Source organism: Shewanella sp. LZH-2, from assembly GCF_016859145.1.
Classification (GTDB): Bacteria; Pseudomonadota; Gammaproteobacteria; order Enterobacterales; family Shewanellaceae; genus Shewanella; species Shewanella xiamenensis.
In genome coordinates this window covers 2,681,587-2,698,074 of the sequence record NZ_CP069350.1, presented here as the reverse complement: position 1 = coordinate 2,698,074, position 16,488 = coordinate 2,681,587, and the positions used below count along the sequence as shown (strand labels likewise).

The 16,488-nt window shown below is 44.0% G+C and carries 11 protein-coding genes and 1 pseudogene; 6 read left to right on the top strand and 6 right to left on the bottom strand.

From position 1 onward, the window contains the following. Positions 1–27: 27 nt before the first annotated feature. Positions 28–1,290 (bottom strand): DUF3391 domain-containing protein, encoded by a 1,263-nt coding sequence (locus JM642_RS11955; protein ID WP_203431865.1) that lies wholly within the window; start codon positions 1,288–1,290, stop codon positions 28–30. 116 nt (positions 1,291–1,406) lie between these two features. Here JM642_RS11955 and JM642_RS11950 point away from each other — a divergent pair, with 116 nt between their 5' ends. Next, complete coding sequence (locus tag JM642_RS11950; RefSeq protein ID WP_037417437.1) at positions 1,407–2,102, top strand: 2OG-Fe(II) oxygenase; 696 nt, start codon at positions 1,407–1,409, stop codon at positions 2,100–2,102. Positions 2,103–2,107: 5 nt separating this feature from the next. On the opposite strand, the gene JM642_RS11945 is transcribed toward JM642_RS11950, so the two are convergent. The 4 genes from JM642_RS11945 to JM642_RS11930 all read right to left on the bottom strand — a co-directional run bounded on the left by JM642_RS11945 (position 2,108) and on the right by JM642_RS11930 (position 6,106). Beyond that, the gene (locus tag JM642_RS11945) at positions 2,108–3,457 is read right to left on the bottom strand and encodes a sensor histidine kinase (RefSeq protein ID WP_037417434.1); all 1,350 of its coding nucleotides are present in this window, start codon (positions 3,455–3,457) and stop codon (positions 2,108–2,110) included. Further along, entirely contained in the window at positions 3,448–4,122 is a 675-nt protein-coding gene (locus tag JM642_RS11940; RefSeq protein ID WP_011072043.1) for a response regulator, read from the bottom strand. The genes JM642_RS11945 and JM642_RS11940 overlap by 10 nt, the downstream gene beginning before the upstream one ends. Positions 4,123–4,308: 186 nt before the next feature. Then, positions 4,309–4,635: a hypothetical protein gene (locus tag JM642_RS11935; protein WP_037417429.1), complete on the bottom strand. Its 327-nt coding sequence runs from the start codon at positions 4,633–4,635 to the stop codon at positions 4,309–4,311. 157 nt (positions 4,636–4,792) lie between these two features. Next, complete coding sequence (locus JM642_RS11930; protein ID WP_203431864.1) at positions 4,793–6,106, bottom strand: dicarboxylate/amino acid:cation symporter; 1,314 nt, start codon at positions 6,104–6,106, stop codon at positions 4,793–4,795. A 220-nt stretch (positions 6,107–6,326) separates the two neighbouring features. Here JM642_RS11930 and JM642_RS11925 point away from each other — a divergent pair, with 220 nt between their 5' ends. Then, positions 6,327–8,768, top strand: coding sequence for a hypothetical protein (locus JM642_RS11925; protein ID WP_047536594.1), 2,442 nt, complete (start codon positions 6,327–6,329; stop codon positions 8,766–8,768). Positions 8,769–8,872: 104 nt separating this feature from the next. Here the strand turns inward: JM642_RS11925 and JM642_RS11920 are convergent, their stop codons facing one another. Beyond that, complete coding sequence (locus tag JM642_RS11920; RefSeq protein ID WP_203431863.1) at positions 8,873–11,101, bottom strand: M3 family metallopeptidase; 2,229 nt, start codon at positions 11,099–11,101, stop codon at positions 8,873–8,875. 273 nt (positions 11,102–11,374) lie between these two features. Between JM642_RS11920 and JM642_RS11915 the strand changes: the two genes are divergently transcribed. From JM642_RS11915 to JM642_RS11900, 4 genes and pseudogenes are all read left to right on the top strand, one after another. Continuing rightward, the gene (locus tag JM642_RS11915; RefSeq protein ID WP_203431862.1) at positions 11,375–12,973 is read left to right on the top strand and encodes a dipeptidase; all 1,599 of its coding nucleotides are present in this window, start codon (positions 11,375–11,377) and stop codon (positions 12,971–12,973) included. A gap of 484 nt (positions 12,974–13,457) precedes the next feature. Next, on the top strand, positions 13,458–13,985 hold the full coding sequence (locus JM642_RS11910) for a hypothetical protein (RefSeq protein WP_203431861.1): 528 nt from the start codon (positions 13,458–13,460) through the stop codon (positions 13,983–13,985). 497 nt (positions 13,986–14,482) lie between these two features. Beyond that, a pseudogene (locus JM642_RS11905) lies at positions 14,483–15,460 on the top strand (transposase). A gap of 350 nt (positions 15,461–15,810) precedes the next feature. After that, positions 15,811–16,272 carry an Imm26 family immunity protein gene (locus JM642_RS11900; protein WP_037431474.1) on the top strand — a complete coding sequence of 154 codons (462 nt, stop codon included), beginning with the start codon at positions 15,811–15,813 and terminating at the stop codon, positions 16,270–16,272. The last annotated feature ends 216 nt before the right edge of the window (positions 16,273–16,488 follow it).

The window sequence follows — 16,488 nt, the reverse complement described above, 5'->3', positions numbered from 1 at the left end:
GGAGTTTCTCCGGCTTTTTTATGGGGATTATTTGCGGCTATCGCCACCAAAGTAATAACTGACGCGTTCTCGAGGGTTGAGATATTCGTGAACTTTTTCAGGTAGTGCCGCGGGAGGAAGGCAGCGGACGATACTGATCCCTTCGATTTCAAGATCAACGATAGGCGCTTGATCTTTTGGCACTAATGCATCGTAAACGAGGATTTTAGGGCAAAGTAGCTTTTGCAGATTGACCGACATCACCATCGCATATTGGCCGCTTGACAATTCCACCACACTTCCCGGGGGATAAATGCCAAGCATCTTGATCATTTTGCCAATATATTCCTGATTTAATTTTGTTTTATATTGTTTATACAAGTGTCCCAACGCGGCGTATGGCATACGAGCTTTACCCTGATTACCTGGGTAGCACAGGGAGTCATATTCATTCACTACTGCTAATAGCTGGGACATCTTATCAAGATCCGTTTCCTGCAATCCCTTGGGGTAACCTGTGCCATCAAGAAACTCATGGTGATTGGTGATAGCAGGGAAGGCAGCCTCAGGGAAATTCTCAGCCAGTTTGAGTAAATCAATCCCAAGAAGGGGATGTTGCTTAATAAAATTAAGCTCAGGCGCAGACCAAGGTGTGGTCTTTTTCAAAATCTGCGGTGGCACTTTGAGTTTACCCACATCATGAAATAGCGCACTTAAACCGATTAATTCAATTTCACTTCGATCCCATTCCATCTCTTTGGCAATCAGCATGGCCAGTATGGCAACGTTTAACGAATGGTAGTAAATACTCTCATCCGGTTTGGCGTCACTCATTAAGTGCAGTACTAGATTATCGGAAGTTAACAGCTGTTCCACCATACTGTGGACTAACACCTTAGCATCATCAACGGCATTCAATGGCCGATTGCGTAGTTTAGAAATCATACTGCGCATCATGGCCACTGAACGGGTGAAGTTTTGTTCCGTTTTATGAATATCTCGGCGTAGTTTTTTCTGGACTTCGATTTGCTCAGCCTTATAGACATCCATATCATTTTTAAGATCGTGCAGTTCAGGACTCGGTGGCAGCTTGATAGGATTAATGGCCTCAGGATTTAACGGTGCGGTTTCACTGCGCTCTAAATCGACAATTACGTGTTCAATACCGAGATTTTTAATTAATTCAATTTGCGCAGCCTGTTTTATGTGAAAGCTACTGAATAAAAAAGGATGATCTTTCCAAGCAACGGGTAACCGCACAAAATTACCCACTTGTAATTGATAAATTGATACTTTACAGCTTTTTTTCATATTTTTGTTATCGTGAAGCCAATGGCGTTATTTTATATCAATGGTGCAGCTTTACAATTACTTAACTAACATGTCAGCATAGTAAGATTGGAAAATAACCGAAGCATTGAGCCTATATGGATTTTATCGAAGTATACCCTAATGCGATACCTGAAGACCTATGTGATCGTCTCATTCTTGCGTTCGAAAACCACTCAGGTGTGGTTGATGGGCAAACCGGTAATGGGGTAGATCTTGAAAAAAAGATCAGTCGAGATCTTACACTAGATAATTTCATAGATTTACAGCCACTTAAGAATGAGTTGTTATCTTATACCCTTAAGGGGACCGCTGATTATTTTACTCAATATTCGATGGCGTTGATGGGGGCTGTGGCGGTTTCTGTTAGTGATGAACAAGGTCAAGCTGTGACTCTAACGCCAACGAATTTTGAGCGTCTTGGTAAGCCGAGAGCCGAAGCATTGGTCAAATATTTATACCGCAGTGGTAGTATTAATATTCAGAAATATCAAAAGAATAAAGGTGGATATCCCCACTGGCATTCAGAGCAATTTCCTCAGCTTAACCACAACGAGGCCTTACACCGTGTGGTGCTTTACATGTTTTATTTAAATGATGTAGAAGAGGGCGGCGAGACCGAGTTTTATTATCAGCAGCGTAAAATCGCACCTAAAAAAGGCACAATGGTGATTGCGCCAGCAGGTTTTACTCATTCCCATCGTGGCAATATGCCTATCAGTAATGATAAGTACATTGCCACCTCTTGGGTGATGTTTAATCGCGCCGAGCAGCTTTATGCTGTTTATGCATAGGATAGTTAGGTTGGGATGGTAATTCTGAATCGCGCGCCTTCAAGATGGCTTTCTTCAATACTTAGACTTCCGCCATAGCTACTGACAATTTCATCACATACGGCTAAGCCAATCCCTTGTCCTGGCGATTGGCTGTCGGCTCTTACGCCGCGCTGAATAATTTTTTGCCTAAATTGTTCTTCTACGCCTGGGCCATCATCTTCGACGATCAATTCAAAATCACCCTGCTGATTAAAATGTGCTGTTACCTGTACTTGGCTAATACATAGCCTGAAGGCGTTTTCCATTAAGTTACCGCAGAGTTCCATTAAATCGCCTTTATTACCGGGAAACAATAAATTAGTCGGGATGTTGGCCTTAAATTTCACCTGTTTGTCACGGTAAATTTTAAATAGCATTTGTGCGAGTTGCTCAACAAGTGGGGCAATCGCGGTGTGTTCCTGCTTTAATCCCTGGCGACCTAACATGGCGCGTTTTAGTTGATATTTAACCAGCTGATCCATTTGGCTGATCTGCTCCATGATTTTTTCATTGGCAGATTGCTTTGTCAGACTTGTATCATCGGTAATGGCGTGAACGGCGGCAAGACGAGTTTTTAAGCTGTGCGCCAGATCGTTCATCGCGTTTTGATAGCGTTGTTGTTGGGCGCTCGATTGCTGTAATAGTTGGTTAAGCGCTTGAGTTACGCCTTCAAGCTCAACGGGGTAACCTTCTGAAAGTGACTTAGTCTTACCTTGGTTTATCGACTGCAACTCGTTTTGCATCCTTACGAGTGGACGCATCCCCCAATATGCCGCACTGACCAGCAGAATCAGTGCGAGAGCGAGCACCATGGCCAGACGGATATAGGTGCGTTTACTGAATTTGCTGTATTCCTGCTCGAGCTTGGCTGCATCTTTCATTACAAGCAGGTTGTAATGTACGCCAGCGATTTCTACCGCGAGCAAATACACAAAGTAACCTCTGTCATCGGCCATGGTGAGGTAATAGGGCGGAGAGTCGTTACGGATTTCGTTGAAACGTTCGCAGGTATCGAAGAGGCCACGGTCAACAGCGAGGGATGAGGTCCATACTTGTTTAAACTTCTCATCACAACTTGCGATTACATACCGCTCTTGCTTGTTGTTTTCCTCTAACCAAGCACTGGTATCAGGAATAAGATCATGTTCTCTAAGTTCGGCGGCCACTTGGGGGATTTCGGCGATAAGCTGGGCGGTTTCTTCGTTATAACTATTTTGCGCATGCAGAATGTTGACCATCCAAGCGAGGCCAAACCCTACTAAGGTGATGATAGATAACGAGGTGAGAAACATCCGGGTAAGCAGACGTTTCTTGAATTTGAGCCTTAGTTGCATGGCAGATTGAATTTATATCCTTGGCCACGGATTGTGGCTATCGGATTATCAATGCCATCGCGGGTGAGTTTTTTACGTAAGCGACTCACCATCACTTCGATAGTATTAGGATCGCCTTCTTTGTCGCCATAAATGACATCTAATAGCCGCTGTTTTGCGACGACTTCATGACAATGGCGCATTAAATATTCGAGGATAAGGTACTCGAAGGCGGTGACTTCCATAATGTCATTGCCGAGCGTTACTTGTTTAGCGGCAAGATCAAGTTTTAACTCACCACTGGTAATGACTGGTTTGACAAAGCCGGCGCTACGTCTGACTAAGGCGTCAAGTCTTGCGACAAGTTCTTCTTTTTGGAAGGGTTTAACTAAATAATCGTCAGCGCCCGCATTGAGGCCTTCAACTTTATCTTGCCAATTCACCCTCGCTGTGAGGATAAGAATGGGGGCTTTAACGCCTTCTTCACGTAATTGTTGGATAAGACTAATACCATCTTGATCGGGCAAACCTAAATCGACAATGGCAACATCTATGGGATAATTGGTTGCTTGGAAAAAACCTTCTTTGGCAGTGAGGGCCACTTGAACTTGGTTGCCCAAATCGCTTAACTGTACTTTTAGATGATGGGATAAAATAAGATCATCTTCAACAACCAAAATTCTCATAATACTCATGCCTTAACGTCGACTGGACTCAGTGTACGCAAATTATACGCGGGAGCCAAATATTGTCTTATCTTACCCACAAGGAACTTAACCTCGGCTGACCAAGGTTCGTTAGTGGCGAAAATAAGTACTAATCCATTGTCTTTGAAGTCATTATCTTTAATGTATTGTTAATGGCTATTGCCTTTATTTCGCTTTATTCCAGATGCCGTTGCCGCTCCACACTGCACCTAAACTAAATAGCATTACGCTGCCCATGATGATCGCCAGTCTTAACCAAGGCTCTCCATGAGCGAGCCGTATCTGTACAGCATCGATTGCAGTGGTTCCCCAAACGGTGATGACACTGATAAACAAAGCGGCTTGAACTATTCGAATCACAAGTGGTTGTTTAATAAGCAGGAAAAAAGGTGCTATAGCAAAAAGGCTTGTGAATACAAGCTGGTCATACCGTAAAAAATGTGCGCTTAACAGCCAAAAGGCGACAATCATCCAACTCACTCTCCACCACATAATCTTCTCCAACGCCAATATTGATGCAGGCTAATATAGCGATGTTTAAAGGACTATTCTATTTGCTTGTTCACAGAATAGTGATATTGGAGAATAAACAAGCCCAACAATGTTGGGCTTGGAATGATCACATAAACGATAAATTATAGGGATATTTTTAATCTATTTTATGGACTTGCTCATCGAAGCTTGGGGCAACTTTGCCAGCTTGAGTATTATTAAAGACGGTTTCATTAAATTCGCCTTCTGATTTAGCGATCACGACTGTGGCCACACAATCGCCAGTGACGTTTACTGCGGTACGTACCATATCCAGTAGTCGGTCGACACCAATAATTAACGCAATACCTTCAACGGGGAGGCCAACTTGGTTAAGCACCATCGCGAGCATTATAAGGCCAACACCAGGAACGCCTGCAGTACCAATCGAGGCCAGAGTCGCGGTTACAACCACCGCCGCATAATCGGTAAGGGTTAACTCAATGCCAAATACTTGAGCGATAAATACCGTTGCGACACCTTGCATAATAGCCGTACCATCCATGTTAATGGTGGCACCTAATGGCAGGGTAAAAGAGGCGATTTTATTATCTACACCAAGTCGGTGTTCTGAAGCTTCTATGGTAATAGGTAAGGTAGCGTTAGAGCTGGCGGTGGAAAAGGCAAATAACTGTACATCGCGCATTTTGCGAATAAAGATCAACGGACTTAAACCTGAAAACACCTTGAGTAAAATGGGATATACAATAAAAGCGTGAATAAGCAATACGACGAGTACGACAAAGAAATACTGAACCACGCTGCTGAAAGTTTCTACGCCGAGAGTTAAGGCAAGTTTACTCATTAGAGCAAAAACACCGTAAGGCGCAAGCTGCATAATCAGGGTCACTACGCGCATAATCACTTCGTTTAAATCTTCAAACAATACAGCAATACGTTTACCACGCTCGCCAATATGAGCGATAGCAAACCCGAAAATCACTGCAAAAATAATGATTTGCAGCATATTGCCTTCGCTCATGGCTTGCATTGGATTGGTCGGCACTATGCTGATTAATACATCAGCGAGACTCGGCGCTTCTTTTGCAACGTAATGCATTTTCTCTGACGCGAGTGAAGCATTACCCGGGTGGACTATCACTGCACTGATAATAGCTAGTACTAAGGCTATAGCGGTTGTGAATAAATAAAAGGCTAATGTTTTGCCGCCTAATCGCCCTAATTTTGAGGGTTCACTTAAGGAACATGTCCCACAGACTAAGGAAATAAATACCAGTGGAACGACTAACATTTTTAAACTTGAGATGAAAATCGTACCGATAACATGTAAAAAGCCGTTGGTAATATAATCCTTAATAAATGCACTATCCGGAAAGTAATTACGTAGAAATAGTCCAATTGCAATACCCGTAACCATGCCGATTAAAATTTTACTGGTAAGGCCGAGTTTATGTTGTGATGAGGTTGCCATGGGGGTTCCTGTGTGTTTTTTATACGTTCTAATATTGGCGACGACAAGACTAGCAAGAAAATGCAGAAGTTTAAATGAGTTCTAATGTTAAACTAAGTTCAAAATATGCAAAATAAAATAAGAGAGTAATGGAAAAGTTACGTGAAAATTGTGTAATGTTAGCCTATAAGTTATAAGCGTCAATCTTAGTATTATCATTAGAATAACAGGGAGCCTGACAATGAAGTCAGCGTATAAGGTTTTTCTCGCAGGACTATGTTCACTTTTTTTGGTTGCATGTGGAGGCGGAGGCAGTATCTCCGATGATGGCTCCGGCACCCCCCCAACCCCAGGTGTTATCACTGTCACTATGGGTATTTCCAATACCGATATTTCCGCTTTAGCTCCCGCAACAGTAACTGCGAAAGTTGTTGACTCCAAAGCCGGTGCGTTAGTTGGTGAATTGGTGACATTTAGTTTAAGTAGCGCCAATATCGGATCATTTGACCCTTCTACAGCGACAGCATTAACTAATGGCGAAGGTATTGCGACCATTATATTAAATACTGCAACTATCGCAGGTGCTGGTACAGTGACTGCAAAAATTGATACAGGCGAATCTGGCAAAATTGGCTTTGTTATGAAAGGCGATGGTGGTGAGGCTGGCGGTGGTGCGCAAGTTAATCTTGCTCTCACTGACACGAACGGAAACGCAATTCAAACTATTACCTCATTAAATCCTGGAAAACTCACCGCAACAGTGACAGGTATTAATAAACCTACGATTGTGACTTTTGATAATGATATTGGTGATTTACCTATAAAAACTGCAGTAACCAATGCTCAAGGAAAAGCGAGTGTTGATATTTATGCTGGTAATACCTTAGGTGCCGGAACCATTACTGCTTCGCTTGCCAGTGGTGAAAAAGGTACGGCTGTGGTCGTGGTGGGTGCAACTAATGTTGTAATGGGCAGTGGCAATCCATTTGTTGCTGGTAAAGCAAGTGTCAGCGTGACAGACTTAACCGCAGGTGGCACAGCCACAATTTCTGTAGTGATTCAGGATGACCAAGGTAAGCCATTTACTCAAGCTGTCGATGTAAAATTCTCTTCTTCATGTTCCACTAAATCTTCTCCAGAAGCAGAGATTAGTTCTCCTGTTCCTTCTGTGAATGGAGTTGCTACTACCACTTATTTAGCTAAGGGGTGTTTGGGTCCCGATCCCATTAATGTTACGGCCAATGCTGGTGGTTTAAACCTTTCTGCTACTGCTTCAATCAATGTGTTACCAGCCAATGTTGGCAGTATCGTATTTCTTTCCGCAACACCACAAAACATTGCCATTTTAGGTACGGGTGGTGCAGAGTCTTCTGAAGTTAAGTTCAAGGTGTTGGATACTAACAGTAATCCTGTGAGCAATCAGCTGGTCAACTTTAGTCTTAACACTACAACTGGTGGTATCGAGCTAGATCCCGTAAGTGCAACGACTAACAACCAAGGGATTGTCCAAACTGTCGTTAAAACCGGTACAGTGGCTACTTCTGTTCGTGTTACAGGTGTTGTCGCAGGTTCGTCCCCAGTTATCTCTAGTCAATCTAGTCAATTAATAGTATCTACAGGCATTCCTGACCAAGATAGTTTTTCACTATCTGCATCGACTTTGAATGCTGAAGGTTGGGATGTTGATGGTACTAAAGTAACAGTGACTGCTCGCTTAGCGGATGCATTTAACAACCCTGTACCAGATGGAACTACAGTTTCATTCACTACTGAAGGTGGTGCGATTGAGGATGCTTGTCAAACGGTAAAAGGGACTTGTAGTGTGGTATGGACCAGTCAACTTGCCAGACCTGAAGGCCAAACGTTGATAGACGCTACTGGCGCATTAGTTCGTCCACCTGTTGCTACACTTGCAGCTAATTTAGGCAACGTTTACGGCCAAAAATACGGCGGTAGAGCAACCATAACGGCTACCGCGATTGGCGAGGAATCTTTCCCTGACCTAAATGGTAATGGCCGCTTTGATGCATCCGAATTTAGCGCCTTTTTAACTCAAAAAGATGTGAGCGGTAAACCTTTCGATTTAGATGATGCTTTTAACGACTATAATGAGGACGGTTTTTTCAACCCTCAACAGTCTGGAGGCCAAGCGGGGGGAGAGCTAGAAGAGTTAATCGATTTTAACTCTAACGGTGTTTTTGATCTCAAAGACAGTAAATACAATGGTGTGCTTTGTTCTGTACCTGCTCATGCTGGTTGTGCAGATGGAATATCTGAACCCAAATCACTCTATGTTCGAGGCAGTTTAGTGATAGTGATGTCAGGAAGTACAGCTTATGCAACACCTAGAGCAGATGTACTTATTGACGATAGCTATAGCCTAAGTAAAGACCAGAGTATTGATATTATTGGTAAGGATGCCGCAACGGTTTACTTCACCATCTCTGATTTACACAACCAACAAATGCCTGCTGGCACCATCGTTCGATTTAAAGCAAGTGCAGGTTCAATAGCTAGTGGTGCAGAATATACATGGCCAAGTAGCAATTATAATGCTGGGCGTGAGTTTAGTGTGTCGATCAAGGGTGAGGAAAAACCTAACGCGGGTACCTTCATTGTCGAAGTTGAAACCCCAAGTGGTGTGGCAACTCAAGTTCTGTCTTTGCCGATAAGAATTAATTAGTCATTAAAATTTGTAATTAAAACGGGGAGCTATATGCTCCCCGTTTGTTTTTGATTAGATACTTGGTAAAACGCCAGCATGGCATTTACCGTGCTGGAGGTTGATTACTCTGCAAGTAAACCGCGGCTACGCAACAACGGTTCGATTCCTGCCTCTTTTCCACGAAATTTTTTATACATCAACATAGGGTCGTCACTGCCACCCTTAGACAAGATGTTGTTACGGAAGGCATCGGCGGTCGCTTTATCGAAAATGCCATTTTCTTTAAAGGCTTCGAAGGCATCGGCGCCCAAAATATCCGACCAGAGGTAGCTGTAGTAACCGGCTGAATAACCGCCCGCGAAGATATGCGAGAAGTAAGTGCTGCGGTAACGTGGGCTGATCTCATTAATCAATCCCATGGCAGCTAACGAGTCGGCCTCAAACTTGGCGGCATCCTTAGGCGTGGTATCGGTTAGGGTGTGCCAATCTAAATCGAGCTTTGTGGCGGCCATATATTCAACGGTCGCAAAGCCTTGGTTGAACTTGCTGGCGGCTTGGATTTTTTTCACCAGTTCCTGCGGGATCACTTCACCGGTTTTGTAGTGCTTAGCAAATTGCGCGAGCACTTCGGGCTGAGTCATCCAGTTTTCGTTGACCTGTGAAGGGAACTCCACATAGTCGCGAGGTACTGCTGTTCCGCCCTGTGAGCGATATTCGACATTGGATAACATGCCGTGCAGCGCATGGCCAAACTCATGAAACAGGGTGCTGGCTTCATCGAAGGTGAGCAACGCAGGTTCATTACCCGCTGGGCGAGGGTAGTTCAACACGTTGACTATAATGGGTTTAGAATCGACACCATTCATATGGTATTGCTTGCGGAACGAGTTCATCCAAGCGCCGCCGCGTTTGCTATCACGGGTAAAATAGTCGCCCATAAAGATGGCCATAAGCTTGCCGTCTTTATCATACACTTCCCAAGTACGCACTTCGGGGTTGTATTTGGGTAAGTCGGTACGTTCTTTAAAGGTTAAACCATAGAGGCGATTGGCTGTGTAGAACACGCCTTTTAGGGTGCTGTCGAGGGAGAAGTAAGGGCGAGTTTGCTGCTCATTAAAGCTGTACTTCGCGACACGGATTTTGTCGGCATAGTAATCCCAATCCCAAGCTTGCAGCTTAAACTTGCCGCCTTGGCTATCGATTAACGCCTGCATATCCGCAACTTCAGCTTTGGCTTGGGCAAGGGCTGCTGGCCAAACTTTATTGAGTAAGCCGTAGACATTTTCAGGCGTCTTGGCGGTACGATCTTCTAACACAAAATCCGCATGGGTTTTATAGCCCATGAGCTGCGCACGTTCGGCACGTAGCGCGGCAATTTTTGCCAGAATGACTTTGTTATCATTGGCATTATTGTTATTACCACGCTCGATATAACCCTTATAGAGTTTTTCGCGTAGTTCGCGATTATCGGCATACGTTAAAAACGGCGTGATAGACGGGCGTGACGTGGTAAATACCCATTTGCCTTCATGGCCACGTTTTTTCGCGGTTTCGGCGGCGGTGGCAATCACATCGGCGGGTAAACCAGACAAGTCAGCTTGCTTATCAATCACGAGCTCGAAGGCATTGGTTTCGGCTAACAGATTGTCGCCAAAGGCTAAGTTAAGTTTGCCGATTTCTTCATTCAGGGCGCGCAGCTTGGTTTTATCCTGCTCGCTGAGGTTAGCACCGCCACGGGTGAACGATTTATAGGTGTCTTCCAGTAATTTGGCCTGAGCCGTGTTGAGCTTTAGGCTGTCTTTGCTGTTATAAACGGCTTTAACGCGTTGAAACAGCTTATCGTTCAATAAGATATCGTCTTCGGCCGACGATAACATTGGCGAGACTTCTTTGGAAATCGCTTGCAGCTCTGGAGTGGTATCCGCGCCAGTTAAGTTAAAGAAGACGTTGGATACGCGGGTCACGAGATCGCCCGAAAACTCCATCGCTTCAATGGTGTTGGCGAAGGTCGGCTTGTCTTTATTATCGACAATCGCTTGGATTTCTTCGTGTTGTTGAGCGATACCCGCCTTAAATGCTGGGAGGAAGTGCTCGGGCTTAATCTTATCGAAGGCCGGAATTTCCATAAAAGTATCATAGGGTTTAAAGAATGGGTTGCTGGCATTTTGGCTGATGATCTGTGCCGACATGGCATTCGGTGCGACTGCCGCCTGCGCCGCAGCATCGCTATGCTGTGCACTGCAACCGCTTAAGGCGAGGGCGAGCGTGATAGCGCTAAAGGTCAGTGTGATTGCGCGTGGTTTGAGTGTGCGCGCGTTAAGGGCCTGTGATTTTAGGCTTAGTCCCTGCATGTCAATTCCCCGTTAGGTGATTATTATTCTGTCGGATTAATGGTGTTAACAACCATTAAGCTTATTTTAAGCTGACTGTTTAGCATGTATTCGCCTAAGGGTTCCATCGATTTTGTGTTTTGTTTGTAACAAATGGTTAGCCTGCGGTTTTTAACGGAAGAACTATGGCAAACTGAGCCCCGCACTAAGGCAATATTCGGCAAAGGATAAAGCCATTACTTTGGTGCGTTTGAATGTAAGTCCCTCATCATACAAATAATAAATAGGACCTCTATGGAATTGCTTCAGTTTAACTGTACGAGCCTCTGTCGTCGTTTTTCTTATTCCCTATTAGCCGCTGCGCTGTGGACATCGCAAGCAGCAGCGTCATCAACTAGCATTAGCCAAGATGCGCTTAAGGTGGCCGATTATGCGGTGAGCACCTATGACACGCAGATGGTCAAGAGTCTGGCGCATTTAATCAGTTTTAATACCCAAGCTGTGGAGGGGCAAACGCCCAATACCAACCCTGCCTTTATTGGTTTTAAGTCGAGTTTAAAAAGCTTGAGCCAAAAACTCGGGCTCGATTATGCCGACCACGGTTATGTGGTGCTGATTGGCCTCGATGCCAATGCTATCGATGCCCAACACTCACAGGTTGAGAAATTAGGAATCGTTACCCACGGCGACGTGCAGCCCGCCAATCCCGCCCTCTGGACTAAGAGCCCCTATGTGCTGGATACCGAGTCTGAACCTGGCAAGCTGATAGGTCGCGGTACCGAAGATGATAAAGGCGCGATTGTCACCGCCATGTATGCGATGAAGGCCATCAAAGATAAACAACTCAAACGGGAAAAACGCATTGAGCTGTTGGTGTATTTAGCCGAAGAGTCCGATTGGGATCCACTAAAAGCCTTTTTAGCCCATTACACCCCAGCGCAGATAAATATCACTATAGATGCCGAGTATCCAGTCGTCACCGCCGAAAAGGGTTGGAGTAAGATAGGCTTTACTGTGCCGAATATCGAGTCAACGCAGGAGCAGGGCGCGGCAACGAATGTTCCGAGCCTAACTGCATTTTCCGGCGGCTATTTTGCTAGCCAAGTGCCACAGCAAGCCGAGGCGCAAATTCATGCCATCACCCCAAGCTTATTGGCACAGTTACAAACGAGTGCTGCCAAGCAGCAGGGGATGAAGTATCGATTCGAGCGTACTTGCGAGCAGGCCGTGTGCGACTTGCATATTTTTGCCGACGGTAAGGCGGCCCATTCCTCAACACCAGAAGATGGGGTGAATGCCGTGACGCATTTGGCCTCGCTACTTCAGCCATACACTTGGCCTAAAACCACGGCGGTACTCACTGTCGCCGCCATGAATGAGTTAGTGGGGTTGGGGATTTATGCAGAGCAGTTTGGCGAACTGGCCTATAAAGATGATTTTATGGGCGCTTTAACGCTAGTCCCCACTGTCGTTGCGCAAACGAGTAAAGGGACTGAAGTCACCATTAATTTACGTCGACCAGTGGGCAAAACGCCTGAGTTACTCTCAGCCCAAGCCAAGGACGCGCTGAACACATGGCAAACTGAGCATCAAGTGACACTCATCGACGTGGAAAGTTATTGGGGCGAGCCTATGGTGATGAAAGATGCACCGCATCAGCAAACCTTACTCGATGTATTTGCTCACTTTACTGGCATAGCATCACCCAAACCTGTGGCCATTGGCGGCTCAACCAACAGTAAATTATTTCCTAACGCTTTAAGTTTTGGCCCCGCCATGCCGGGCGTGGAATACACTGGCCACACCGAGAAAGAATTTATTACTCATAAACAGTTTATGCTGAATCTGAAAATGTACACCGCCGCTTTTATTGAGTTAACCGCCGCAAAATAGTGTGCTTTTTAATGGGCTTGATTAATTAAAGCGATGGGTAAAATACAACATAGGGTGAAAGGCGCTGATTTCACGCCAAACTCATCGGTTTATAAGATAATGGCGGCTAATCCGAAATAGCCGCCATTGCATTTAACCGTTAAAACAAGATAACAACTGTTTATCCGGCTAAAAGCTTTTGCCCCAAAGCTTGTTAGCACACGTTTGTTCGTTCTGGACTTTACGAAAGAGTTACCCTACAAAATCTCATCTATTAGCCCTCCACTTTAGTGCTTCTCTATAACAGCTGAACCCTGGTTAGATATACAGTCATATCGTTTTACGCTAGTTTTGAGAGCAACATCCGTGCGCGTTTTTCCGGATGGTGTATTTGTAAAAAATCTGATAACTTCTTTACATATAGATAGTTAACTGTGCGCATTTTTACTGGTCTAACGTGATAAACGCGCATGCGCACGAATAAAATGTTAGCGAAGAGGAAAAAATGAGCGTCATAGGAATATACAACGAGCCGCAAGATATTTTCTTTAAACTATTGCGTGAAGGAAGAAGAACTTGGATTTCCCAAGAAGACCAAGAAAAATACGATAGCTTATGCAATTTTTGTGTTACTGCACATTCGCTCAGGGACTGGTGCATTAAATATCTAGCTATAACCTCTGATGCTGACAAGAATGCATTTCACAATGAAATGAATTTATTGAAATATTTCCCAGAGTGCAGAGATATAGCAAACTCGTCAAAACACTTCGGGTTAAGCTCTAAGGCATCATTGGTGGCATCTGCAACAACTACTAACTCAATGTTTGCTGTAATTACAGGTGAGCAGAATCAGCAAAATCACGAAATGGTTGAGAGAAAAGACATATCAATAACACTATCAGATAATTCAAGTGTAGATTTATTCGGTTTTCTTTATCATGTAGCTACTAACTGGACAAATGTTCTAAATAATAAGAGCATTCCATTGAACCCTGGTCTTCAAACAGTTTATATGTTTATTGAAAGTTAGCCCTTAGAAATTTTCATCCGAAAATGACGAGTTAGAGTTAATAACCTAACTTATTTTTGTCCCAAAGGGAGTCAGTATCTTCTTTAAAATCGACATCCGAAATGACAGTTGAAACCAACACAAATCCAACTGTCTCTTGAAGAGTGCTTCTGGCGAAACAACTCATTACGATAATATTTTCGCTCTAAATTAACTGTTGGAATAAATCCTAAACAGTTAACTGTATTAACTAGAGCTTGTGACTATTCCAGGGGGATGCTCGGGGTTGTGATATCAGCTTTTAGCACTAAGACAATCAAAAAAATAACGCCCAATAACGGGAATAATCCAAGTATCGCGCCTAGCATCCCTGTGAGCTTAGGATTTGTCGTTTTTTTGCGACCGAGTGAATAACTCAATATGCCGAAAAATGCTAATAAAAGTGGACACCCAGCCTTAATAGCGCGGTAGTAAACCTCCGACTATGCTTTGGTTAAGCATTAAACAAGGAGGTTTGTATGCCGCGCCCTCGTAGAACTCAGATAAGTCTTGAAGACACTCCCTATTACCATTGCTGTAGCCGCGTTGTTCGGCGGGCTTTTTTATGTGGCGATGATAGTTACTCGGGTAAAAACTATGACCATCGCCGTGCTTGGGTGGAGTCATTATTATTTGAACTTGAAGCGGTTTTTGCTATTGATGTGGCAGCGTTTGCGGTGATGTCGAATCATCTGCATTTGGTGCTGCGGGTGGATATCGACAGTGCCAATCGTTGGACTGACCGCGAAGTGCTTGAGCAATGGCATAAGTTGTTTAAAGGCGATTAATTAACGCACAAATTCGCTAAAGGTGAGTTGGTTGAAGCGCATGAGGTGAACAGATTAAAGCATTCAATCGCCCTTTATCGCAGTCGTTTGTGTGATATTTCATGGTTTATGCGCTGTTTGAATGAACCGATTGCAAGGCAAGCAAATCAAGAAGATCACTGCACAGGCAGGTTCTGGGAAGGTCGGTTCAAATCGCAAGCCCTACTCGATGAAGCCGCAGTATTAGCCTGTATGACTTATGTGGATTTAAATCCCATTAGAGCACAACTGGCTGATACGCCAGAACAATCCGACCATACCAGTATTCAACTACGCATTCGTGCGGCGTTAAAAGGTGAGCAGCCGAGCAATCTACTACCTTTTATTGGCAACGAGTGCGACAACCAACCCAATGGCATTGCGTTTGCCTTAACCGATTACCTTCAATTGGTGGATGATACCGGCCGAATCATTCGCAATGATAAACGTGGAAGCATCAGTGAAAGTAGCGCCAAGATACTGAACAGATTAAATATCCCCCATGACAATTGGCTCAAGCTGACAACCGAGTTTGGCAAACTATTTCACGGGCCAGTGGGCACGCTGCAAGAACTGAGCGATTACTGCGAACATCTCGAAAAGCGACGACGGCACTTTGCGGCAAGCTGCCAGCACTTGCGCTGCAACTGACAACGACTTATATAACTTCGAAAGTAACCCTTGCTGAGTATCCCCTAAGAACTGGGATGATTTATCTCGTCTGAAATGCCCGATTTTTTAAGGGATTAGCGCAATTTATTGCCTCAGATGCTGTCCCTATAACTTTTGATGGTTCTTTTTTAACAATGTTAACTTTTACAAGTTGTAGGCAAACTGAAAGTGCATTATGTTGTTGATTTAAAATGGGTGGCTTGATTTATCTGATTTATCGTTTGATTTATCGTTTGATTTATCGTTAATAAAATCAGGCCGATCAGCCCAAGCAATCCAAAGATAGATGAGTACATGGATGCTGCTCGCCTTTACTTGGGAGGTAAATAATGAAGTCTATACCATATCGTGAGGGATCTTTGTTTGCGGTTCCTCTTCGAAATAATGGGTTTGCAGTAGGCGTTGTTGCGCGCATGGCAAAAAAAGGAAAAATTATCCTTGCTTATTTCTTTGGTAAGAAATTTGAAACGATTCCTTCGTTTACAGAAATTTCGATAATGCGGTCAACTGATGCGATTAAATGTCTTCGAATTGGTGACTTAGGGTTGATTAATGGCGAGTGGCTGATTCTGGGAGATATGCCTTCATGGTCGCATAAAGATTGGCCGGTGCCAACTTTTATAAGACAGGATGAGCTTACTGGGCGAGCTTGGCGCGTTATCTATTCTGATGCTGATCCAAGCAAGCTAGATAAGGAGGAATCAATCCCATATGACACAAAAGGCCTCGAAGAATCAGATCTTTATGGTTATGGTGCAGTCGAGTTGGTAATGACTAAGTTGCTAGGATAGAAATGGAGTCTTAGAAGATATCGTGTTTTATGTTTTTGGCACCTTGGCTGCATTTCCGCTGTATTTATTTGCTGGAAAAAACTTAAGCTAAAACGATTTGGTTTATATACGGTTTTATCTTCTTTTCAAATAGTTATTTTGATTGCTTTTAAGTATATATTGATGAATAGCCTAGTATAGAGTAATAGACAACAAAGCCCACGAGTGTGGGTTTTG